16 protein-coding genes and 1 pseudogene are annotated in these 23,998 nt (G+C 28.3%); 7 read left to right on the top strand and 10 right to left on the bottom strand.

From position 1 onward, the window contains the following. Positions 1 to 14: 14 nt before the first annotated feature. Positions 15 to 608, top strand: a complete 594-nt coding sequence (locus DB723_RS02965; protein ID WP_151552429.1) for a hypothetical protein — start codon at positions 15 to 17, stop codon at positions 606 to 608. A 48-nt stretch (positions 609 to 656) separates the two neighbouring features. Then, the gene (gene argS / locus DB723_RS02960; protein ID WP_151552428.1) at positions 657 to 2,414 is read left to right on the top strand and encodes an arginine--tRNA ligase; all 1,758 of its coding nucleotides are present in this window, start codon (positions 657 to 659) and stop codon (positions 2,412 to 2,414) included. A 26-nt stretch (positions 2,415 to 2,440) separates the two neighbouring features. On the opposite strand, the gene DB723_RS02955 is transcribed toward argS, so the two are convergent. After that, positions 2,441 to 4,378: an AMP-binding protein gene (locus DB723_RS02955; protein WP_151552426.1), complete on the bottom strand. Its 1,938-nt coding sequence runs from the start codon at positions 4,376 to 4,378 to the stop codon at positions 2,441 to 2,443. 28 nt (positions 4,379 to 4,406) lie between these two features. Next, on the bottom strand, positions 4,407 to 5,120 hold the full coding sequence (locus DB723_RS02950) for a CPBP family intramembrane glutamic endopeptidase (RefSeq protein WP_151552424.1): 714 nt from the start codon (positions 5,118 to 5,120) through the stop codon (positions 4,407 to 4,409). A 116-nt stretch (positions 5,121 to 5,236) separates the two neighbouring features. Here DB723_RS02950 and DB723_RS05790 point away from each other — a divergent pair. Together DB723_RS05790 and rsmA are read left to right on the top strand one after the other, a co-directional pair. Beyond that, positions 5,237 to 6,492: pseudogene (locus tag DB723_RS05790) on the top strand (ComEC/Rec2 family competence protein). A gap of 31 nt (positions 6,493 to 6,523) precedes the next feature. After that, complete coding sequence (gene rsmA, locus DB723_RS02940) at positions 6,524 to 7,369, top strand: 16S rRNA (adenine(1518)-N(6)/adenine(1519)-N(6))-dimethyltransferase RsmA (protein WP_151552946.1); 846 nt, start codon at positions 6,524 to 6,526, stop codon at positions 7,367 to 7,369. Here rsmA and pta read toward each other — a convergent pair. Beyond that, the gene (gene pta, locus DB723_RS02935) at positions 7,352 to 8,389 is read right to left on the bottom strand and encodes a phosphate acetyltransferase (protein WP_151552423.1); all 1,038 of its coding nucleotides are present in this window, start codon (positions 8,387 to 8,389) and stop codon (positions 7,352 to 7,354) included. The genes rsmA and pta overlap by 18 nt on opposite strands. Positions 8,390 to 8,504: 115 nt before the next feature. Continuing rightward, the gene (locus DB723_RS02930) at positions 8,505 to 9,299 is read right to left on the bottom strand and encodes a 5'-methylthioadenosine/adenosylhomocysteine nucleosidase (protein ID WP_151552420.1); all 795 of its coding nucleotides are present in this window, start codon (positions 9,297 to 9,299) and stop codon (positions 8,505 to 8,507) included. A gap of 156 nt (positions 9,300 to 9,455) precedes the next feature. On the opposite strand from DB723_RS02930, the gene metG reads away from it, so the two are divergent. Beyond that, positions 9,456 to 11,630 carry a methionine--tRNA ligase gene (gene metG, locus DB723_RS02925; RefSeq protein WP_151552418.1) on the top strand — a complete coding sequence of 725 codons (2,175 nt, stop codon included), beginning with the start codon at positions 9,456 to 9,458 and terminating at the stop codon, positions 11,628 to 11,630. A 9-nt stretch (positions 11,631 to 11,639) separates the two neighbouring features. After that, complete coding sequence (locus tag DB723_RS02920) at positions 11,640 to 12,683, top strand: lipid II:glycine glycyltransferase FemX (RefSeq protein ID WP_151552416.1); 1,044 nt, start codon at positions 11,640 to 11,642, stop codon at positions 12,681 to 12,683. On the opposite strand, the gene murD is transcribed toward DB723_RS02920, so the two are convergent. From murD to DB723_RS02905, 3 genes are all read right to left on the bottom strand, one after another. After that, positions 12,680 to 14,035 (bottom strand): UDP-N-acetylmuramoyl-L-alanine--D-glutamate ligase, encoded by a 1,356-nt coding sequence (gene murD / locus DB723_RS02915; RefSeq protein ID WP_151552413.1) that lies wholly within the window; start codon positions 14,033 to 14,035, stop codon positions 12,680 to 12,682. The genes DB723_RS02920 and murD overlap by 4 nt on opposite strands. A 30-nt stretch (positions 14,036 to 14,065) precedes the next feature. Beyond that, positions 14,066 to 15,400, bottom strand: coding sequence for an MATE family efflux transporter (locus tag DB723_RS02910; RefSeq protein WP_151552411.1), 1,335 nt, complete (start codon positions 15,398 to 15,400; stop codon positions 14,066 to 14,068). Positions 15,401 to 15,563: 163 nt separating this feature from the next. Next, positions 15,564 to 16,913: an MATE family efflux transporter gene (locus DB723_RS02905; RefSeq protein ID WP_151552409.1), complete on the bottom strand. Its 1,350-nt coding sequence runs from the start codon at positions 16,911 to 16,913 to the stop codon at positions 15,564 to 15,566. Positions 16,914 to 17,035: 122 nt separating this feature from the next. On the opposite strand from DB723_RS02905, the gene DB723_RS02900 reads away from it, so the two are divergent. Next, a complete protein-coding gene (locus tag DB723_RS02900; protein WP_151552407.1) occupies positions 17,036 to 17,824 on the top strand; it encodes a M15 family metallopeptidase in 789 nt (262 codons plus the stop codon). Here the strand turns inward: DB723_RS02900 and recG are convergent. From recG to dnaE, 3 genes are read right to left on the bottom strand one after another with little or no spacing between them, the layout of a single operon-like run. Next, positions 17,821 to 19,881: an ATP-dependent DNA helicase RecG gene (gene recG / locus DB723_RS02895; RefSeq protein ID WP_151552405.1), complete on the bottom strand. Its 2,061-nt coding sequence runs from the start codon at positions 19,879 to 19,881 to the stop codon at positions 17,821 to 17,823. The two genes, DB723_RS02900 and recG, sit on opposite strands and share 4 nt — an antisense overlap. A 9-nt stretch (positions 19,882 to 19,890) precedes the next feature. Beyond that, positions 19,891 to 20,469: a YggT family protein gene (locus tag DB723_RS02890; protein ID WP_151552944.1), complete on the bottom strand. Its 579-nt coding sequence runs from the start codon at positions 20,467 to 20,469 to the stop codon at positions 19,891 to 19,893. Between the two features lie 11 nt (positions 20,470 to 20,480). After that, a complete protein-coding gene (dnaE, locus tag DB723_RS02885) occupies positions 20,481 to 23,966 on the bottom strand; it encodes a DNA polymerase III subunit alpha (RefSeq protein WP_151552942.1) in 3,486 nt (1,161 codons plus the stop codon). Positions 23,967 to 23,998 lie beyond the last annotated feature (32 nt).

The raw sequence follows: 23,998 nt of genomic DNA, 5'->3' as shown, positions 1-23,998 counted from the left end.
CAAAAAGGATTAATATGCAAAAAAAGACATTTTATAACACTGAAAAATATCTTAAAAGTCATTTAATGCTATTTCCTATTTTTGCTTATACAAAAAACTTTTTAGATGCTAGCATTGTATCTATTTGGATTTCACTGTGCATTATACTTCCAGCCTTAATAATCAATCAAATAGAACTAAAAAAACATAAAAGCCATATATTGGAAATATATTTACTAATAATAGGAATTTTTACTGGTCTAACTTACTTATTTATGTTTTATTTAACACCAACATTATACAAAGAATTTAAATTTTCAATACCCATTTTAATAGCCATAATAATATCATTTCATAAAAACGAGCCTTTTAAAATCCTGAAAAATCCATTAATGATAATTAAATACTCTAAAGCCCCACTTTTAATTTTTATTGTTCTAAGCTCAACAATTTCACTTATTAGAGAAATACTAAACACAGGAAATTTAAAACTTTTTAACAAAGAGATTCCTATAATAAAAGAGCTTATAAATGTAAAAATGTCGGCCCACAGCTCAAACATTTTTATTGTAGCATCTTTAGTTTTGCTATTAATAAATATAATAAAAAATGTTAAAGAGAAAAAATAACTAAAAGAGTTAAAGAAAAAATGAATAAAAGTGTTAAAGAGGACAAAAATGAATAAAAATATTAAAAAAAAAATTAAAGACGAAATTAGTATTATAGTTGCGAATCTAGCATTGTCAAAAAACATAAAACTAGACAAAATCAACATAAATATTCAAAAACCGCCCAAAAGCGATCTGGGAGATGTTTCCATATTAATATTTGAACTTAGCAAAACTTTAAAACTTCCTATTGAAACTATTTCTGAAGAAATAATAAAAGCTCTTAAAGCTAAATACGAAATTAAAGCTATGGGGCCTTACTTAAACATTAAAATTCCTAGAAAAGAATATATAAAGAATACAATAGAAATGATAAATGAGCAAAAAAATGCTTATGGAACAAGTAAATATCTAGAAAATAAAAAAATAATATTAGAATTTTCATCGCCAAATACAAACAAACCACTGCATGTGGGGCACCTTAGAAATGACGTAATAGGAGAAAGTCTCTCAAGAATATTAAAAGCTGTAGGTGCAAACATTACAAAAATAAACTTAATAAACGACCGAGGAGTTCATATCTGTAAGTCAATGCTTGCATACAAAAAATTTGGAGATGGCATTACTCCTGAAAAAGTTTTTAAAAAAGGAGACCATTTAATTGGCGATTTTTATGTTAAATACAATAAATACTCGCAAGAAAATGAAAACGCTGAAAAAGAAATACAAGATCTACTTTTAAAGTGGGAACAAAAAGATGCAAACACAATTGAACTTTGGAAAAAGCTAAATAAATGGGCAATTGAGGGGATAAAAGAAACATACAAAATTACAAACACCTCATTTGACAAAATTTACCTTGAAAGTGAAATTTTTGAAATTGGGAAAAATATGGTTTTAGAAGGGCTTGAAAAAGGATTTTGCTACAAACGAGAAGATGGAGCAATATGCATTGATCTGCCCACAGACTCAGGTGAAAAAGCAGATACCGAAGTAAAACAAAAAGTACTCATAAGATCAAACGGAACATCCATCTATCTTACCCAAGATTTAGGAAATATAGCAGTTAGAACAAAAGAATTTAATTTTGAGGAAATGATTTATGTAGTTGGAAGTGAACAAATTCAGCACTTCAAAAGTTTGTTTTTTGTAGCAGAAAAATTGGGACTTTCCAAAAATAAAAAACTTATTCATTTGTCACACGGAATGGTCAATCTTATTGATGGAAAAATGAAATCAAGAGAAGGCAATGTAATTGACGCAGATCATTTAATCTCAGACCTAATAGAATCAATAATCCCCGAAGTTGAGCAAAAAATTGAAAATAAAGAGAATGCCAAAAAAAATGCTTTAAATATTGCACTAGGAGCAATTCACTACTATCTACTAAAATCAGCTATACATAAAGATATTGTATTTAACAAAAAAGAAAGTTTATCTTTTACGGGAAATTCTGGACCATATATACAATACGTTGGAGCAAGAATTAATAGCATTCTTGCAAAACATAGTGCACTTTCTATACCTATAACGGAAAAAATTAATTTTGAACTTCTTGAACATGAAAAAGAATGGAAAATTATTAAAATTATATCAGAATTAGAAGAAACCATAATCAAAGCAGCAAAAGATTTAAACCCTTCAATACTTACCAGCTATTCATATTCACTTGCAAAGCATTTTAGTGCATACTATCAAGAAGTTAAAGTAATAGACATAAACAATATTGATTTAACAGCCGCAAGAATCGAATTTTTAAAAGCTATATTACAAACAATAAAAAATTGCATGTGCATACTCAATATTCCTTATATGTTAAAAATGTAGACAAGAAAATTGTATTATTTTCTTGTCTAATATCCATTTAAATCTAAGTCACTTCTACTAAAAATTGATCTTATTTTATCTTCATACTTTTTGGATATATAATATCTTTTTAACTTAAGAGTATTAGTAAGCTCTTCCCCAATTGAAAAAGAATCCTTAAGTAAAACAAAGCCTACTATTTTTTCAAAATTTTTAAAACCTAATTTAGTATTAATAGTATCTGAGATATGCTTAGAATAAAGTTTATTAACATCCTCATTGGCTAACAAATCATCCCTAGAAGAAAAAGACATTCCGCTAGAATTTGCCCACTTTTCAAGATTATCAAAATTAGGCACAATAACAGCTCCTAAAAATTTCTGATCTTGACCAACAATCATAATATTTTCAATAAATAAAGATTTGCCCAAAACTCTTTCAAGAGGCTCAGGTTCAATATTTTCTCCTCCTCTGAGAACAATTGTATCTTTGCTTCTACCAACAATTGCAATTTCATTGTTAATTGTCAATCTAACTAAGTCTCCCGTGTTAAACCAACCATCTTCTGTTAAAACTTCACTTGTCTTGGCCTTGTCCTTAAAGTAACCGCTCATTATTTGTGGCGATTTTATCCAAAGTTCACCTTTTTCTCCATAGGGCAAAACATTCCCATCAATTCCAACCACTTTGTATTCAACATCTGGCAAAATAGGCCCTACAGTTCTTGCTACCGGACTATTAAGACGCCTAACACTCAAAATAGGACCCGTTTCAGTTAGCCCATAACCTTCAAGAACTTTGATTCCTACAGCCTTGAAAAAATAATCAACATAATCAACCAACGCCCCACCACCAGAAACTCCAAATTCAAAATTTTGCCCAAGGGCATTTCTTATTTTTTTAAACACCAAAATATTACCTAATAATTTAACAGGTAAAATTAAAATAATCCCAACAAATAAAAATAGTTTTGAAAAAAGTGAAATAAAAAAATTAGGTTTTTTATAAACAGGCGAAAGGCCTAAAAATTTTTCCTTAAGCTTTGCATAAACGATTCCAACTTTTAAAAACACACCAAACACAAGTTTCTTAATCAAAGATTCTGACGCCTTTTTAATAATACCTATTCTTATACCTTCCCAAATTCTAGGTACAGAAATAATCATTTGAGGATTTAAAAGTGAAAAATCTTTTAACAAAACAGGACCTATGGGCTTTGAATATGCTATTCCTATACCTTTTAAAGCAACTATATATTCACAAGCCCTCTCAAAAGAATGCCAAAGGGGCAAAATAGAAATCATTATCTTACCGGGTTTAAGCGTTGGAAGATAATCATAAAGCCTGTCTAATTGAAAAATAAAAGATTCGTGTCTCAGCATTACTCCCTTTGGCATACCAGTTGTTCCAGACGTATATATTATAGTTGCGATGTCTTTTGAAGAACCTTTTTCAATCTCCATATCAAATGATTTTGGATTGGCTCTTAAATACTCAGCTCCAAGTTCTAACAATTTTTTATAAGAAAATATAGTAATATTCCCCATTTTTTCTTCATAAGATTTATCATCATCAATAACAATAATACACTTTACTAACCTAAGATCATGTTTTTTGGATAAAACTTTTTGAAGCTGTTTATTGTTTTCAACAAAAATAAAAGTAGATTCTGAATGGTTAATAATATAAGCTAATTCATCCTCAGAAGAATCATTTCCCCTAGGAACATCAACACAGCCCAATCCCAAAGTGGCAACATCGATTATTATCCACTCCCTTCTAGAATCAGAAATAATTACAACCCTTTCTCCTCTTTTAATGCCATAATGCAAAAGCCCAGAAGCCACTCTTTTTACTTCATTCCAAAAATCAGAATATATTTGTTTTTTAAAACTTTTAGACTCCCCCTCTTTATATAAAAAAATATCAAGCTCACTATAAAGAGTCACTACCTCTTTAAAACGCTTGGGCACAGTATCTCTCATAAATCCCCCTCAAATCAATTTAAAATTATTAATTTAAAAAAAGCAACAGACTACTAACAATAATATTATAAAAACTATGCATAAAAATCATATAATATACATTTTTATACCTTAAATAGATAAAAGCAAAAAACACCCCTAATATAAATGTAATCAAAAATCCTAAAATTCCATAATATAAATGCCCGTAAGCAAAAAAAATGCTGCTGAGAATAACAGTAATTACAGCAGGAAATCCCATTTTCCTAAACTTGGTAATAACAAAAGCCCTGTAAAACAACTCTTCAAAAGCCCCTGTAAAAAAAGAGGTAAAAGTCATTAAAAACAATGCTTTTTTACTACTAATTTTCCAATTAAATCCAGCATTGTTTTGAAAATAATGCGTAAATACCGATTCTGGCAATAGATATTCTAGTAAAAAAGCTATTAAAAAAATGAATATCATTACAACCAACATTGTTTTAATAAAAATTAAAACAGATTCCCAAATAAAAATAAATTTAAATTTAGGAATAAAAAACTCTAATCTAAAATCATCAGAAGAACTGGTAAGTTTAGAAAAATAGATTATAAAAACAATTAAAAAAGATCTTGAAATCCAAAAATAAAAATGATTCTCATCAATATTCCAAAATTCTGAATTAACATTTCCAAAAGGAGATGCAAGATAAATAACAACGTAGACCAAAAAAAGATCAAGCAGAGCTAGCTTGAATGAATACTTATTTTTTAACAATTGCATAAAGCATTGTAATTAAATAAATATTAATTGTCAATGAAAGATTATTGATTAATTAATCAAAACAATTTAAAATTTAAAATATAATTATTAATAAATAAAAAATGTGAATATTATAAATGATTTTAATAGTTTTCTTAATTTTTCTTAATTTTTCAATTCAATACTATTTAAAACTTAATTTGATTTATTTTAACGTAATACTGGCATTATTTTTTATAATAAAAAATAACAAACACTTGGCACTTAGTTTTGTTTTTTGCACAATAATGCTATTAGGCTTTCAAACTAGATTAAATCTTAAAACATTAAAAAAATATTTACCAAATAACAAACATTAAAAATTTTAAAAAAAATCAAAAACCATTATTGAAACAATTGACAACAAAACAAATTCACATAAATTCAACTTCAAAAATATTGAAAATATTTACAAAATCGGAGATACAGTTGAAATTGAAAACCAAAAAATAAAATTTATTAAAAAACCCTTTTTTGCCAAGCTCAGAGAGAAATATACAAACGCCTTAAATAATATTTTTTGCCGCATTAAATCCTAGTTATTCTCATTTTTCAAAAACAACAATTTTGAATATTAAATCAGAAATAACAAAATATGAAAAAACATTATTTCAAAATGTGGGAATTGCGCACATTTTAGTAGTCTCTGGACTACATTTTTATTTGATAAGTTTAATAAGCTACTATTTGCTTTTAATAGTCACAAATGAAAAATTAAAATACTTAATACTAAGCATAATTTTATTAAATTACTTAATATTAACTGGATTTACGCCTTCAACATTAAGAGCATTCCTAATGACAGAATCTCTTATAATATACAAGCTAATTTACGGCAAGATTAACTTAATAAGCTGCGTATCTATTAGTTTTATAATAAATGCGATTGTATCCCCCCAAAATCACTAAATTCAATAGAATTTCAGCTCTCTTATCTTGCAACAATAGGAATATCAGCATCAGTCCATCTAAAAAATAAATATGGTCTTAATAGGATAACATCATCAATGCTTACAACATTTTTTATTCAAATATTCACTTCACCGGTAATTTACGCTAACAATTTTGATCTAGCACCAATCTCAGTATTGTCAAACTTAATAATTATTCCATTAACATTAATTTTCTTAGCAATAACAATGTTAAGCTTAATAACTTACTTTTCAAGCTTGAATTTATTTTTTCTGTTTGACCTTGTAAATGTCTACATATTCTAAACAATAAAAATTACAGCAACGTTTTTTGGCAAATTTTTTATAGTCAAGCATCACCAAATACCTATATTTTTAATATTAAGCATTCTCCTTATAACCTATATTATTATAATAACGAAGCAAAAAAAATTTCAAAATAATTTTAAAATAACTGCAAATATAAAGAATAATATGCTACCATCTCTTTTATCTATGAACATTAACTATAATAGTATAGCTAGCATAAAACAAACATTAAAAGAAAAAAAAATAGCTCCAAGAAAATTGTGGGGACAAAACTATCTAATCAACGAAAACATAAGACAAAAAATAATAGAAAGCTTAGATATAAAAGAAAATGAAAAAATCTGGGAAATTGGTCCGGGACTTGGCGCAATGACTGATATTTTATTAAAAAAAACTAATTTTTTAACCACATTTGAAATTGATCCAAAATATTCAGAAATTTTAAATGAAAAATTTGGAAAATTCAAAAACTTTAAATTAATAAAAGGAGATTTTTTAAAAAAATACATAAACGAAAATAAAAACATTGATAAAATATTTTCAAATTTGCCATACAATATTGCATCAAAAGTAATATCTAAATTAATCGAAGAAAATTTTTTAAAAGAAATGGTGCTAACAGTACAAAAAGAATTGGCCGACAGAATAACTGCAAAAATACATAGCAAAAACTATTCTTCATTTACAGTCTTAGTGCAATCACATTTCACAGTAATTAAAATATTAGATATAGGAGAAAACAATTTTTACCCCGTACCCAAAGTTAAATCTACAACATTAAAACTAATTCCTAAAAAAAATAACATAAAAGACTTTAAAGAATTCAACAAATTAGTTAGAACTGTGTTCTCAAACAGAAGAAAGAAATTAAAAAACACTATTATTAATTTGATACCAAATAAAGCCACTCTGGGAAAAAATTTTTTAAAAGAATATTTAGACAAAAGGCCTGAAAATATCTCTGTTGAAGAATTTATACAAATTTCCAACACCCTAAATGATCATCATTAAAGCACTTGCAAATACAATTTCATCAACAGAGCAACCCCTTGAAAGATCACTAATAGGCTTGGAAAAGCCTTGTAAAAAGGGACCGTAAGCCTTGGCAAAAGCAAATCTTTCTACTAATTTATAACCAATATTCCCAGCATCCAAATTTGGAAATATTAAAACATTAGCAGAGCCTGCCACTAAAGATTCTCTACATTTTTTTTCTGCAACATTTTTTATTATCGCTGAATCAAGTTGAAGCTCTCCATCAATAAGTAAATCACTATCTTTATTCTTAACAATACTTAAAGCATTCTTTACTTTTTCAATTTCTTTAGCATTGGAAGACCCTTTTGTTGAAAAACTTAAAAGAGCAACCTTGGGATTTACATTTAAAATATCTTTAAAAGATTTAGCACTTTGCAATGCAATTTCTGCAAGTTCCAAAGAATTGGGATTGACTATTACACAACAATCTGCAAAAAATAAAATTCCATTGTACCCAAAACAAAAATCAGCATTACGAGCAATATTTAAAGTATCCATAATCATAAAAGATGATACAATCTTAACGCCATCTAGCTTAGGAATTATCCTTAAAGCATTAGACAAAACCTTAGCAGAAGTTGTAACAGCTCCACAAACACAAGACTTGGCACAACCAAATCTTACCATAAGCATGGCAAAAGTAATTTCATCTAAAACTTGGGTCTTTAAACTTTGCTTAGCAACTCCTTTTAGCTTTAGCAAACTCCAATATTCATCTAAATACATTTCAATGTCTGGGAAAGAATTAGGATCAACAACTTCTATTCTTTCTAAAACATCATTACAATTACAAAATTCTTTCAAAGAATTAATAACAGCATCTTTTTTCCCTACCAAAATAATCGAATCTGCAAGATTTTTTTGTAAAACAACAACAGCTGCCTTCAAAACTCTAGAATCACTACTTTCAGGGAAAACTATCTTGGCCTTAAGTTTATTCTCTTTTACAAATATTTTTGCTTTATTAAAAATATAATCTTTTAAACAAAACACTCTATAAAAATATTACAATATAAACCAACAAATAAACTTAAGAATGCATAAAAAAAGGCAGTTTTAAACAAAAAATCTTTCTTCATGCATAACAATTATAAAAATTTAATATTTCTTAAAGCATTCTTAAAATTTCTTGTACAACTTTAGCTGAATTAAAAGCAGCTAATTTAGAAAATTTACTGTATTCAACTTCATTTCCTTCTTTATTTACAATGTCAGATATGGACCTAATGACTATAAAAGGTACATTAAAAACATGAGAAACATGCGCTATTGCTGCGCCTTCCATCTCAACAGCTACTACATCCTTAAAGTTTCCTATAATTTTGTTAATATAAGCTGGATCAATAAACTGATCTCCTGAGACTATTAATCCTGAATATGCATTAGAACCCTCAACTTTTAATTTAACAGCTTCTATTGCTTTATTAACCAAACTCTTATTAGCACTAAATTTTTGAGGCAATCCTGTAAGCTGTCCCACCTTGTAGCCAAATTTAGTCAAATCAATATCATGATATGCAACCTCTGAAGACACTACTACATCTCCCACTTTAATATCTTTGTATTTACTACTAACAACACCACCAGCAACTCCAGAATTAATTACATGACTTATATTGTATTTTGACAAAACATAGCTAGTCCACATACCCGCATTAACCTTGCCAATCCCACAAACAATAGCCATAACATTGCGATTAGACAACTTCCCCTTTAAAATCTTTTTATTAAGACCATATTCTTTAAGTATTATTTCTTCCTTATTTGACATAAGCTTATTTATCTGCTCAAATTCAGAATCCATGGCAGTTATTATTAAAACATTGACGTTTTTGGAAAAAGCAACATATCCATTTGAAAAAACTAATAAAAAAAGAAAAAATTTAATTAAACAATTGTTCATATGTACTAATACTCCTTATCTTAAAAATATTTATACCATTTTTTACAGAAAAAAATAAAAACTGAATTGCCTTTGAAAGAATTTTTGTAAAAGGTATTGAAAAAAACTATCCTATCCGTATTACAATATTAATAGCTTAAAAAAAGGGAAAACTGAATGAAAAAAATGAATCTGATTACAGCTGCTTTACCCTATGTTAACAACATCCCTCATCTTGGGAATTTGGTGCAAGTGCTATCAGCTGATGCTTTTGCAAGGTATTCGAAAATGGCGGGAATTGAAACTCTTTACATCTGCGGAACAGATGAATATGGAACAGCCACAGAGACTAAGGCATTAATTGAAAAGACTACCCCTTTAGAACTTTGCAACAAATATTATGAAATACATAAATCAATTTATAAATGGTTCAATATCGAATTTGACATATTTGGCCGCACAACTAACAAGCACCATAAAGACGTTGTACAAAATTTTTTCCTAAAATTAGAAAAAAATGGTTATATAAAAGAGCGAGAAACTGAACAGTTTTTTTGCAATACAGATTCAATGTTCTTAGCTGACAGATACGTCATAGGAGAATGCCCGAAGTGCAAAAGCATAGCTAAAGGAGATCAATGCGACAACTGTTCCAAACTCTTAAGTCCAATAGACCTAATAAACCCAAAATGCATAATTTGTAAAAACAAACCTATTTTGAAAAAAACCAATCATCTTTATATAGATCTTCCCAAAATAAAGAAAAAACTAGAAAAATGGATAAAAAATTCAGATATTAGTAAAAATTGGAATACCAATGCCCTTAAAATGACTAAAGCTTTTTTAAGAGACGGTCTTAAAGAAAGAGCAATTACAAGAGATCTAAAATGGGGAATTCCTGTGCCCAAAAAAGGCTATGAAAATAAAGTGTTTTATGTTTGGTTTGATGCCCCAATAGGATACATTTCAATTACCAAAAACATTGTTAAAAATTGGAAATCTTGGTGGAAAAACAATAAACAGGTAAATCTTGTACAATTTATTGGAAAGGATAATATATTGTTTCACACAATTATATTCCCTTGCATAGAAATTGGAAGTAAAGAAAATTGGACAATATTAAATCAGCTCTCATCAAGCGAATACTTAAATTACGAAAACCTTAAATTTTCAAAATCAGAAGGAACAGGAATTTTTGGAAACGATGCTATTACCACAGGAATCCCTTCTGATATTTGGCGATTTTACATCTATTATAACAGGCCTGAAAAATCTGATTTTCAATTTATGTGGCAAGATCTTATGGAAAGAGTAAATACAGAGCTTATTGATAATTTTTCAAACCTTGTCAACAGAGTATTAACATTTCAAAAAAAATTCTTTGGGGATGAAATAGAAATAATAGAACTCGAAAATAAATTTTGGAAAAAAATAATACCAAAATATAATAAGATACTAAATCTTTTTAAAAAAACAGAATTAAAATCTGCACTCAAAGAAATACTTAAAATTTCATCTCTTGGGAACAAGATATTTCAAGATAGCGAGCCGTGGAAAAGAAAAGACAGTTCTCCACAAGAAACAAAAGCACTAATAGTAAACTTAATATATCTAATCAGAGACTTATCTATTTTAATGATGCCATTCATTCCCGAAACAAGCAAAAAAATACAACAATTCTTTGGCAACAGTTATCAATTTTCGACCAAAATTCTTGGAACTAAATCGGGAATCAAAAAAATTGAATTCACAGAAATACTATTTAATAAACTAGAACAAAAAAAAATCAATAATTTAAAGCTAAAATATTCAGGAGAGAACAATATGGAAGAACAAGAACAACCAGAAAACTTATTCAGAGAAAAAGTACTCTTAAAAGTTGTTAAAATAAAGAAAATAGAAAAAAATCCCGAAGCTAAAAACTTATTCATATTAAAACTAGATGACGGAACTAATCAGGACAAACAAATAGTAAGCAGCCTTGAGGGGTATTATACAGAAGAAGAGCTTTTGGGGAAACATATAATAATAGTAGATAATTTAAAACCTGCAAAGTTTAGAGGAATAAAATCTGAAGGAATGTTAATAGCTGCTGAGGACAAAAATAAAAATTTTAAAATTATAATTGTAGAAGATTCAATACAAAATCCTATTGCTGGAGAGAGAATAATACTTGAAAATGATCAAAATAAAGATCTTGTCTGTCCCCCTAAAATTGACATAAATAAATTTGCAAAAGCTAATATAGCAGCAGAAAACGGAGAGCTTAAAATAAACGGAATAAACTTAATATTAGAACACTCTAAGAACAAAATATTGTCTAAAGATATCCCAAATGGAATAGTTTGCTAAGAGCCGTTAATGACTATTGAAAAAATACAAATAAAAAAAATGGAAGAAAATTATCTTCAAAGCGAACTGTGGTCATTAATAAAAACAACAAAAAACAGCAATTGGAAAGCCTTAGCATTTAAAAGCGATGTTCTTGGCAAAATTGTTGTAATGCAAAGAAGGCTGTTTAAAAATTTTTACTTAGCATACATTCCACACCCAGAATTCTCAAACAAAACTCTTGATAGCATTAATATTGACAAAATAAGCAATAATATTAAAGAATTTAGCATAAAAATAAAACCCTACTTGCATAAAAATACAATTTTTTTAAGATTTGATTTAATGTACTACTACCAAAGAACACTGAATGATAAATACTCTCCATTAAAAATTAAAATACAATATCTAAAAAAATCATTTGATGACATACAGCCCGCAAACACAACAATATTAAACTTAAATAATTCTCTTGAGAACATTTTGCTTAGCATGAAAAAAAAAACAAGATATAACATAAAGCTCAGCACAAAAAAAAATCTAAATATAATAATAGATGATAAATTTAAACATTTAAGTGAATTTTACAAGCTATATAAAGAAACTAGCAAAAGAGATAAATTTACTATTCACTCAAAAGAATACATACAAAACCTAATTCAAATATTCAAACAAGACAAAAATGCTAAAATAAAATTAATAATTGCATTTTACAATAAAATAATCATTTCTGGCATAATAGTGGGAATTTACAAGGAAAAAGCAGTTTATCTTTATGGAGCTTCCAGCACAGAATATAGAAATTTAATGCCTAATTACGCAGTGCAATTTAAAGCAATAGAAATGTTAAAAAAATTAGAAATAAAAGAATACGACTTATTAGGAATCCCCCCAATTGCAAATAAAAAACACCCCTTATCTGGTCTTTTTGGTTTTAAAACGGGATTTGGAGGAAATATTATTCACAGGATTGGTTGTTATGATTTTACTTACAAAAATTTTATTTATAAGATCTATGCAAATATCGAAAAACTTAGATACTTCTATTACAAAGTAATAAGGAAAAAAATTTAACCAAGCGTATTAACTAAATTTTTAAATTGCAAACCTCTATCAAACTCATTATTAAAAAACTCAAAAGAAGCGCTGGCAGGAGAAAATAACACAATATCCCCCGGACTTGAAATCTTGAAAGCATAACTTACTGCATCTCTTAAAGACTCAAATAGAAAATATTGTATGCTACTTTTTTCTAAAATCTTAATAATTTTTACAGTTGCACTACCTCTTATCAAGATCCAAGTTTTTACAATATCTGTAATCTTGTTAAAACTTAAAAAATTAAGCTCTTTATCAGTTCCCCCAACAATTAAGTTAATACAATTGTCTTTTGTTTTCAAACTTTTAACAGATAAAACCGTAGACTCAGGAATAGTTGAAGCTGTATCATTATAAAACATTACATTTTGAACTGATTTAACAAACTCTAATCTATGCTCAATGCCTTTAAAATTATTTAAAATCTGAACCGTGTGATTAAGGCCTATGTTTAAATAATGCGAAACAAAAAAAGTAATAAACTTGGGGATCATAAAAAAAGCTTGTGAATCAGAAAACCTTCCAATCAAGTTGTCGTTAAAATATACTTTGCCTTCATTACAATAAAAAATATTTTGATCAAAATCACGAGGATTAAATTCGGAAAATAAAATAACTTGGGCTTTTGATTTAAATTTTGAAAAATATTTGTAATAAGCCTGATCCTGAACAATCACAATTCCTGAAGTTTGATTTACAAAAACTTTTGACTTATCGCTAATATAGTCGTCAAAATTTAAATAATAATTTTGATGATCGTTGTAAACATTTGTAATAATACTAATAATAGGATTAAAATTCTCTAAAGATTGCAGCTGCCAAGAAGAAAGCTCTAAAATCAAAGGAGATTTACCATCAAGTTGATCAAAAAAACTTAAAGGAGATACACCAATATTACCCCCAAGCTTTGCCCCCGGATATTTTTCTTTCAAAACTTGATATAAAAGAGAAACAAGAGTCGATTTGCCCTTAGTTCCTGTTACTGCAATTATAGGATTCTTGTTAAACATTAAAAATAAGCTAATATCTGTTTCAACTCGTTTTGCGAACTTTAAATATTTATTATTGGGTTTCACACTGGGATTTTTTACAACAATGTCAGCTTTTTTAAAATCGTTTATATCGTGTTTACCTAAAACATACCTAATTTGATCATCAAAATCTCTTAAAGCATTAATACTTAAGGCTAATTCTGTTTCACTTTTAAGATCAGTAATTACCAATTTGGCTCCGTGCTTTAATAAAAATCTAGAAAGAGCTACTCCTCCGCCATTAAGTCCCAAACCCATGATTAAAAAATTTAAATTTTTAATTTCGTCTAAAAGCACAATAAAATTATATCAAACCTGCTAAACTGTTTAAACGGATTTAATCCACCTTTCACTATAAAAATAAGGAAGTGAAACAGCAAGTTTGATTGCATCCTCAAGAGCCGGAATAAAAACAATAATTTCAAAAGGTAAATTTGTATAATTTGCTAAAACAAAAGCAATAGGAATAGTATAAACAAAAGTTACAGAGCTTTCCATGATAGCACCAAAACTTGGAGATGCTCCCGCACGAAAAAATCCAAAAAGATACTGAAAAGCAAGAGCCATGAAAAAGGCAGAAACAGAAGAATACCTTAAAATAATTCCCGCAAGGTACGAATACTTTAATGTATAAAAAATATAAGGAGCAAAAAATGAAAATATAAACAATACAAAAGATGTTAAAAAAGCAAGCTTAAGGCCAATTTTACCTAAAAATATTGCAACTTTCATGACTTCTTTTTTACTATTATGCATTTCATAGCCCATCAGAATATTTAAAGAAATACAAAAGGAATGAATTATATTAAAGATAATAAAATAAACAGAAAAAGATATGCTGTAAGCAGCATACCTATGAGTATCAATCCCTATGAAAATCGATGTCAATACAAGATAACCAAAAAACCAAATAAAATCATTTAAAAGAATTGGAATAAAAAATTTAATTAACTGAGCAAACAGCTTAATATTAATATTTAAATCATTGAACTTAAAATGCAAAATTGAATTTTTGTTAAACACTGTATAAGCAAGACAAATAATAAGTTCTAAAGTACGAATCACTGTTGTTGCAATAGCAGCTCCAACTACCCCCATATGAAAAACAAAAATAAAAATATAATTAAATATAAAATTCAAAAGCACTGAAAAAATAGAAATATAAACTTGAAATTTAACAATTTCAACAACCTTAAGAGCATTAGCAATAAGTCCTTTTATAATTGCAAATACAAAAGAAAAAATAGCTATATTTAAGTAAACTGTTCCATAGTAAACTGCCTGCTCATCATTAGAAATCAATCTAAGTAAGAAAAAAGGATTCACTCTAGAAATCAAAATAAACGGAAAAGAAAATAAAATAATAGTTAATATACTAATAAAAAACGTATTTCTAAAGCTCTTAAAATCACCCTGATTGTATTGTCTTGTAGCAATTATATTGTAAGCTCCTGTCATGGCAAACCCAATAGTAACAAACAGTTCAAAAAATTTATTTGCAAGAGAAACTCCTGCAACAGGATAATCACCAAGATACGCAACCATAGCATTATCTGTAAGGGAAATAAAATTAAATAAAAAAAACTCAATAGCAGTTGGAATCGCAATTTTTAAAAGATCTTTATAAATTCTATCCTTTTTCGATGAACTTAATGAATACATAAATTTCTCCAAATAAAAATTTAAGATTTTTGTAAAGAAAAATACCAGAACACTACAATAAAATAAAAAGAATTGCTTTTAATTAGTATAATCAGAATGAATTTTAGATTCACTCAGATCATTAAAATTTTTATTAACACCAAATATATCACGCTCACCATGCTTAAGCAAGCTCTTCATAATTAATCTCTCGTATCCAATCATCATGAAAAAATTCAATTATAATAAATATATTTTTAATGATCTCCTCAATATTTACAATAAAAACAACTATTGGCAAGCTTAAATTTGTATAAAATACTAATAAATAAGCAACTGGAAGCGTATAAAAAAGAATTACCCCCGATTCAATAAAAAAACAAACATTCGGTATGCCACCAGCTCTAAAAACTCCAACAAGAACTTGTGTCGTAAAAGCTTTAAAAACTACAACACTTGCAAAAACATAAATAAATACACTAACAAGTTTAGGAGAATCTAAATTGCTAAAAATATAAGGCGCAAAGCCCGATATCCCAATAAGCAAAATAACTACAAAAATGCCTAAAATAAATCCCAAAAAAGATAAAAAAAATCCAACCGACCTAACATGTTTTTTATCGTAAATCATTAAATGCCCAATAACGACACCTGTTGCAAGCCCCATGCCGTGAAGAAGCACAAAGCAAATGTCAAAAAGATTTGATGCAACAGCAAATGCAGCGTATTCAATGCTCCCAACTCGGGCATAAAATGCATGCAAAATAGTTATGCTCATCACCCAAAAAATCTCGTGAGACAAAACAGGTATAATCAGCTTCAAGTTAGCCCTAGTAACTATCTTAGAAGCTAAAAAATCACTAAACCTAATCCGATAATATGAGTTTTTATTTATTAAACTATATAAAAAATAAAAAACAAACTCAAAAATTCTAGCAATCATAGTGGCATATGCAGCACCTTTTATTCCCATACCGAAACCAAAAATAAAAATATAATTAAAAACAATATTTATTAAAACAACAATAGAAGTAATATATAAAGGTATTCTAACTTCTTTAGCACTCTTAAAACCCATAGCCGATAAAAAAGAATATGCCATTAACACATAAGACCATGAAATAATTTTTAAATATTCTGAACCAAAATTTAAAGAATCCTGATTAGATGTAAATAGCTTGATAATGTTTTTGGGGAAAAAAAATGAAAATAGAAAAAAAATTATTCCTATTGAAGTTCCAATCGATAACATATAGGCAAAAGATTGTCTTATTTGAATAAACTTCTTTTTTGCAATTGCCTGAGATACATAAGCGCTTAAAGCTGTGCCAAGTCCAAACACAACAATAAAAAAAAGAAAAGTTACTCTGTTTGCTAAAGAAACTCCTGTAACGTGAAAAGAACCCAAATAGGAGATCATAAAATTATCAAAAAAAGTTACCATTTGAAATAAAAGCGATTCGAAAGCTGTAGGAATAGCTATAATAAATAATTCTTTTATTACCTGATCATAATTTTTAAACTTTTTGATCATACCCCTTATATACAATCTCCTTTATTTATTGCTTTTAATTAAATTTAACCCAGTCAGAGTATATACATATATAATTAGAATTAACTATTAATTATACTAAAATATATTATAATTAATATAATATGAAATCAATCTATGTTTTATTACTTCTATTTATTAATCTATCTTTGTTAGCTAACAACATGTCAAAAACAGATTTAAAAATACTACTCAAGATTATCCAAACAATGAATAAACAAAATAAAAATTTTATTGAAAAAAATCCTATTCAGTTCTTAAGGGAAATAAAACCTTTAGTAGATGCAGAAAAAAACAATCTATTAACTCTAATAAATAAAAAAATACCAATTACTGAAAATTATAAAGTGCCTGATCTGGTGAATATTAATGATTTTAAAGATCTTAAGAATCTTGGAACAAAGAATCTAAGAGTAAGAAAAATCTTAATCGAAGATTTAATTCAATTAATAAAAGATGCAAAAAAACATGGAATCGAAATTAAAATCAAATCTGCTTATAGAACACAAGAATACCAAAAATTTTTATTTGATTATAATGTAAAAACTTATGGTAGAAAAGTTGCAGAAACTCAATCAGCAATTCCGGGACATTCTCAGCACCATATGGGAACAGCAATAGACTTTATAAATATAGATGATAATTTACTAAACACAAAAGAAGGAAAATGGCTTTACGAAAATTCTCTAAAATACGGATTTTCCCTTTCCTACCCAAAAGGATATGAAACGGAAACTGGATATAAAGCAGAGCCTTGGCACTACTTATACATAGGCCCTAAGCCATGCCTTATTCAAAAAAAATATTTTAATAATTTACAACATAAGCTTCTTGAATTCTGGAATCAAAACAAAACAAATCTTATTAGCCTAATTGAAAAATACACGAACTAAATGCTTCTAGCAGCATTCAAATAAGAACAAAAAAGATTGTCTAGCAAATCAATATCAAGCTTATCATAAGTAGAATTATCATAAAAAAATAAATCAAGCTCTTCTCTAACTAAGACTATGATTTCTCTATCATCAACAAAATTAGCTATTTTTAATTTTAAATATCCTGCTTGCTCAAGTCCAAATAAATTGCCAGGTCCTCTTAATCTTAAATCTTCTTCTGCTATTTTAAATCCATCCAAATTTTCTTTTATGGTTTTTAATCGAAATTTGCTAGCACTTGTCAAAGGCTCTTTATAAAGCAAAAAGAAAAAAGATTGCAAATTACTTCTACCAACACGACCTCTAATTTGGTGCAAAGTAGAAAGTCCAAAACGCTCAGCATGCTCTACTACCATACAAGTTGCATTTGGACAATCAATTCCAACCTCAATAACACTGGTAGCCACCAAAATATCTACTTTTCTCGAATAAAAATTTTTCATAATTTCTTCTTTTAAATCAGACGGCAACTTAGAATGAAGCATATCCACAACATATTCGCCAAAAACTTCTTTTAATTTTAAACACATATTATTAACATCTTTTAATTCAAATTTTTCTGAAGATGAAATTAATGGATACACAAAATAAACCTGATGACCTTTTAAGAGCTCTTTTCTCAAAAACTCATAAACTTTATCTTCATTGCCATGCTTTGCTAAATAAGTAGTAATAGGTAAACGCCCCTTGGGCAAGGTTTTAATAAACGAAACTTCAAGATCACCAAAAAGCGTTAACGCAAAGCTTCTAGGGATAGGTGTTGCAGACATTAAAAGTATATCTACCCCTTCCCCTTTGCTTTTAAGCTCTTCTCTTTGAGCAACTCCAAATTTGTGCTGCTCATCAATGATAACATACGCCAATCTTTTAAATTCTGTACTTTCGCAAAAAATAGCATGCGTTCCAACTATTAAACCAGAAGTTCCATTTTTAATGCTTTCTAATGCTTGCTCTTTATCCTTCTTTCTTAAACTACCAGTCAAAAGAGTCATTGGAATGTTAAAAGGCGCTAATATGTTCGATAAATTATCATAATGTTGACGAGCCAAAAGATCAGTAGGGGCCATAAATGCTACCTGATATCCAGCTTCAATTAAAGGAAGCCCTGAAAGCAAGGCAACAAGAGTTTTGCCACTTCCAACATCACCTTGAAGCAACCTATTCATTGGCTTAGAAGAGTTAAGATCAAAAAATATCTCATCAATAGAAATTTTTTGATCTTCTGTAAGCTCAAAGGGCAAACTTGAGACAACTTTTTCAAGCAAATCTCTTGATAAATCTTTTTTTTCTCGGAAAAGAACCTTAGAAGATCTATACCTTGAAAAAAACTGAAGCAAGAAAATTTCTCTGTAAATTAAAGTTTTTTTTGCCTTTTCAAGCATTTCTAATGAACTTGGAAAATGAATCTCTTTTAAAGCTTCGCTTAACGACAATAAAGAATACTTTTCTATTAAAAATTTGGGAATATCTTCTTGCCCAAACCTAAAAAAATATTCAAGAGCTTCTTTTACATATAACGAAATTTTCTTGGATGTTAATCCTTCTGTCAAAGAATAAACAGGAAAAATTTTTTTAAACCTTTCAGGGTTATCACTGTAAACTTCGCTGTCAAAATTAGAACAACTCCATAAACCACTATAATCATTATAAGTAAATTTAGAGTAAATATAGAATTTTTTATCTATTTTAAAAACATTTTCTAAAAAAGCTCTATTGAAAAGTAAAATTTCGAAAGGTTCATCATTTATACTTTTAGCTTTTAACTTCAAATTTTTTTTTAAACTATCGCCAAATTTTTTATGTCCAAGAACAGTGAACACCGTCATCATATCGCAACTTTTCACCTTAGAAAAATCTGGAAAAGTTTGTATATTTTGACGATCCTCATATTTTACAGGAAAAAATTCAATAAGATCTTTAACATTAAAAATTTGCAGATTATTTAACCTTTCAACACCCCTTTCACCAAGACCACTTATACCTTTAAGCTCATATTCAAACTCATGTAAAAACATTTTAATCTCCTAAAAAGGTAAATATGTTCCCAAAACTCTAATAGCAAATACAACTTGTTCAATAATAATTATAAATGCTATCATTAAAACGCTCCCAACAATCAAACGTGCAATATAAGACATATGTTTATCAGTAATTACACTGCTTATCTTAGTAGATAAAGGAAGCAAAAAAGAATCGACTGTTTTAAAAAAGTCTGACCCTTGAAACAAATTCAAAAACAATAATAACAATCTCAATAATAAAAAGAAAACTATAGCAATAAAAATACTTCTAAATATCCCCCAAACTTCAACAATAAATAAAATAATAAATGTAGAAAGCTTATAATTCCCATAAGCCAACATTCTTTCAAAAATAGTTAAAGTTATTAAAGCTGCAATTGGAGAAAAATCAAACATACCAACTGTAAAAAAAGGAATTCTTCTAAAAAAAGATAAAAATGGTTCTGTTACAGTATGTATAAATCTGAAAAACACATTGGTATTAATCCCTGAAGACACAAGCCAACTAAGAATAATCCTAATTAAAATTAAAATTCTGTAAATTTGCAAAAATACTATTAAAGTTTCTATTAAAACAACCAACACAGCACCTCCTAATCAATCCAAACATCTTCAACTATTACGCACTTTCTCAACTTATCAAGCTTGTCTTCATCTGGTACAAAATTTAAAATTGAATTCATTTTTAATTTTAAATCCTTGCCATTTTCTCTTAAATAAAAATAAACATTCGAAAATCCAGAATTGTCCTCAAAATTACTTATAATTTCCTTTAAAGAATTAAGTAGTTGCAAATCATTTAATTTATTATTTAAAAATTTAATATGAATATTATTTACTTTATCTTCAGAAAGTTTCTCAATATTTACAACTTTTTCAACTACAATTGAAAATTTGTCTCTGTTAAACGTAAGTCTACCTATAACTCCAATAACATTACCTTCAAGTAAAAAATTCTTATACCTTTCATAGCTTTCTGCAAAAACTACAATATCTATTGCACCTTTAAAATCCTCAATAACACCAAAAGCCATTTTTGCGTTATTTCTTTTAGTTTGAATAACTTTTACTAAATTTAAAATGCCAGAAAATTGAACAATGCTATCTTTTTTAGCAGCAAGATCAGTTAAAACATTTAAACTGGAAAAACTATTAATTGCCTTTCGATAAGGATCAAGAGGATGCCCAGACACATAAAATCCCAAAAGCTCTTTTTCAAATCCTAAAAGCTCCGAATAAGAATATTCTTTAAAAACCTGATAATTAAAATTCTGCTGAATTGAATCTTGACTTTCAAGAGCATCAAACAAACTATTTTGCCCAATTTTTTTATTATTTTTATCTTCTGAAACAACTTCAATCAAACGATCAAGATTTTCAAATAAAGTTTTTCTATTTTGATCTAAACTATCAAAAAGTCCAGATTTTATTGCAGATTCTAAAAATTTTTTATTAATTACTTTATCATCTACACGTCTTATAAAATCCTCAAAAGAACTATACTTGCCGTTTTTTTCTCTCTCATCAATTATTAAATCAACAACAATTCCTCCAAGATTTTTAATTCCATTAAGACCATAAGAAATTCCAGATTCAGTTACACGAAATTCTCTAAATGATCGATTTATATCGGGCTTTAGAACATTTATACCTATAGATTTTGACTCTTCAATGTAATAAGAAAGCTTGTCATTGTTATTAATTTCATTTGTCAGGTTGGCAGCCATAAAATACTCAGGGTAATTAGCCTTAAGATAAGCAGTTTGATAAGCTATTAAAGAATACGCCGCTGCATGCGATTTATTAAATCCATATCCCGAAAACGGCTTTAAAAGTTCAAAAATTTCACTAGCAATTTCTTTGTCATACCCTTTCTCAATAGCGCCCCTTAAGAAGTCGACCTTCATTTCATTCATCTCGTCTTCTTTCTTTTTGCTCATGGCACGTCTTAAAATATCAGCCTTACCAAGAGAAAACCCCCCAATTATTTTTGCAACTTCCATTACTTGTTCTTGATAAACAATAACTCCATAAGTCGGCCTTAAAACTTCCTTTAAATCTGGATGGGGATATTTAATTTTCTTAACACCTTTTTTAGCAGCAATAAATTGAGGAATAAATTGCATAGGCCCTGGCCTATAAAGAGCATTTAAGGCTATTAAATCTTCAATATTATCAGGCTTTGCCTCTTTTAAAATTTGCTGCATTCCTTCAGACTCAAACTGAAAAACAGATGCGCTTCTTCCTTCCCCTAACATTTTAAAAGTCTTAACATCATTATCTGGAATATTTTTTATTTTAAAATCTGGATTTACACTTCTAATAAGATTTTCTGCATTTTTTATTAAAGTTAATGTTTTAAGACCAAGAAAATCCATCTTAACAAGTCCACATTCTTCAAGCAAATCCATTGTGTATTGAGTAGAAACAGACCCTTGCTTATAATCCTTATAAAGAGGCACATAATCGGTTAAAGGAGTTTTGGAAATTACAATCCCTGCAGCATGGGTTGAGGCATGCCTATTCATTCCTTCAAGAACCAATGCAGCATCCATTAATTCTTTATAAACAGGTTTACTAGTAAAATACTGTTTCAAAGAATTGTCATCTAAAACTTCTCTTAAAGAAGTTTTTGGGCCATCGGGAATAAGTTTAGTAAGTTCATTCGATTCAGCAAACGGAATATCTAAAACTCTAGCTACATCTTTAACTACAGCCTTAGGCTTTAAGGTCCCAAAAGTAATTATTTGAGCTACCTTATCTTCTCCATATTTATTGGTAACATATTTTATAATCTCATCTCTGCCTTCAAAGCAAAAATCAATATCAAAATCAGGCATAGAAACACGTTCGGGATTTAAAAATCTCTCAAAAAGCAAATTATACTTTAAAGGATCAATATCAGTAATCCTAAGAGCATAAGCTACAATTGAACCGGCACCAGATCCACGTCCAGCTCCAACAGGAATATTGTTATCATGAGCAAATTTAATAAAATCCCAAACAATCAAAAAATAGCCCTCAAAACCCATTCTAATTATCACATTCAATTCATAAAAAGCTCTATCTTTTATTTTGTTTGTAAAAGTTTTATATCTAAATTTTAACCCCTCAAGGGTCAGATGCTCTAAATATTGCCCAAGAGTATTAAATTCAACAGGAATTTGATAATCGGGTAAAATAGGGCCTGGAAAAGTTATTTTAAAATCATCACACTTCTCTGCAATCCTTACAGTATTTTCTAAAGCTTCGGGCAAATCACTAAAAAGCTCACACATTTCCTCTTGAGACTTAATATAAAATTCATTAGTTTCCATTTTCAATCTATTCTCATCGCTTTTCTTAGCACCAGTACCGATACAAACAATAATATCTTGAGCAGTCGCATCTTCTTTATTAACATAATGAGAATCATTGGCCGCTGATAAAGGAACTCCAAGCTCTCTAGAATACTCAACCAGCTTTCCATTCACAATGTCTTGCTCTTTAATTCCATGCCTTTGAATTTCAAGATAAAAATCACTGCCAAAAACCTTTTTAAACCAAAGAATTTCACTCTTAGCATCTTCAAATCTATTGGCCAAAATAAGTCTTGGAATCAGTCCCCCAATACAAGCTGAAGTACAAATCAAACCTTCTGAATATTTTTCAAGATCATCTTTATCTATCCTCGGACGATAATAAAACCCTTCAAGATAAGAGATACTTGTTAACTTTAATAAGTTTTTATAACCAAGCTCATTCTTGGCAAGCAAAATTAAATGATAAGACATTTTTCCAAGATCATCTTGCTTTTTTACAAGCTTAGAAGTTTTTGCCATATAAGCTTCAATGCCAATTATTGGCTTAATGCCTGCCTTTTTAGCTTCTTTATAAAATTTAACAGCTCCAAAAAGATTGCCATGATCCGTTAATGCGATATGTGACATATTGCATTTCTTTGCTTTTGATATAATATCTGATATTTTTGCAGCCCCATCCAAAAGAGAATAATCTGAATGTACATGAAGATGAATAAACCTAGACCTAAAACTCATACCTAAAATTATTTTATCAAAATAAAACCTGATTTTTAACAAACCTTGGCTAAAATCAATCAAAATTTAAAAAG

It is taken from the genome of Borrelia maritima (assembly GCF_008931845.1).
GTDB lineage: Bacteria > Spirochaetota > Spirochaetia > Borreliales > Borreliaceae > Borreliella > Borreliella maritima.
Note: the sequence above shows the minus strand (reverse complement) of the source record. Positions and strands in the feature narration are given on the sequence as shown.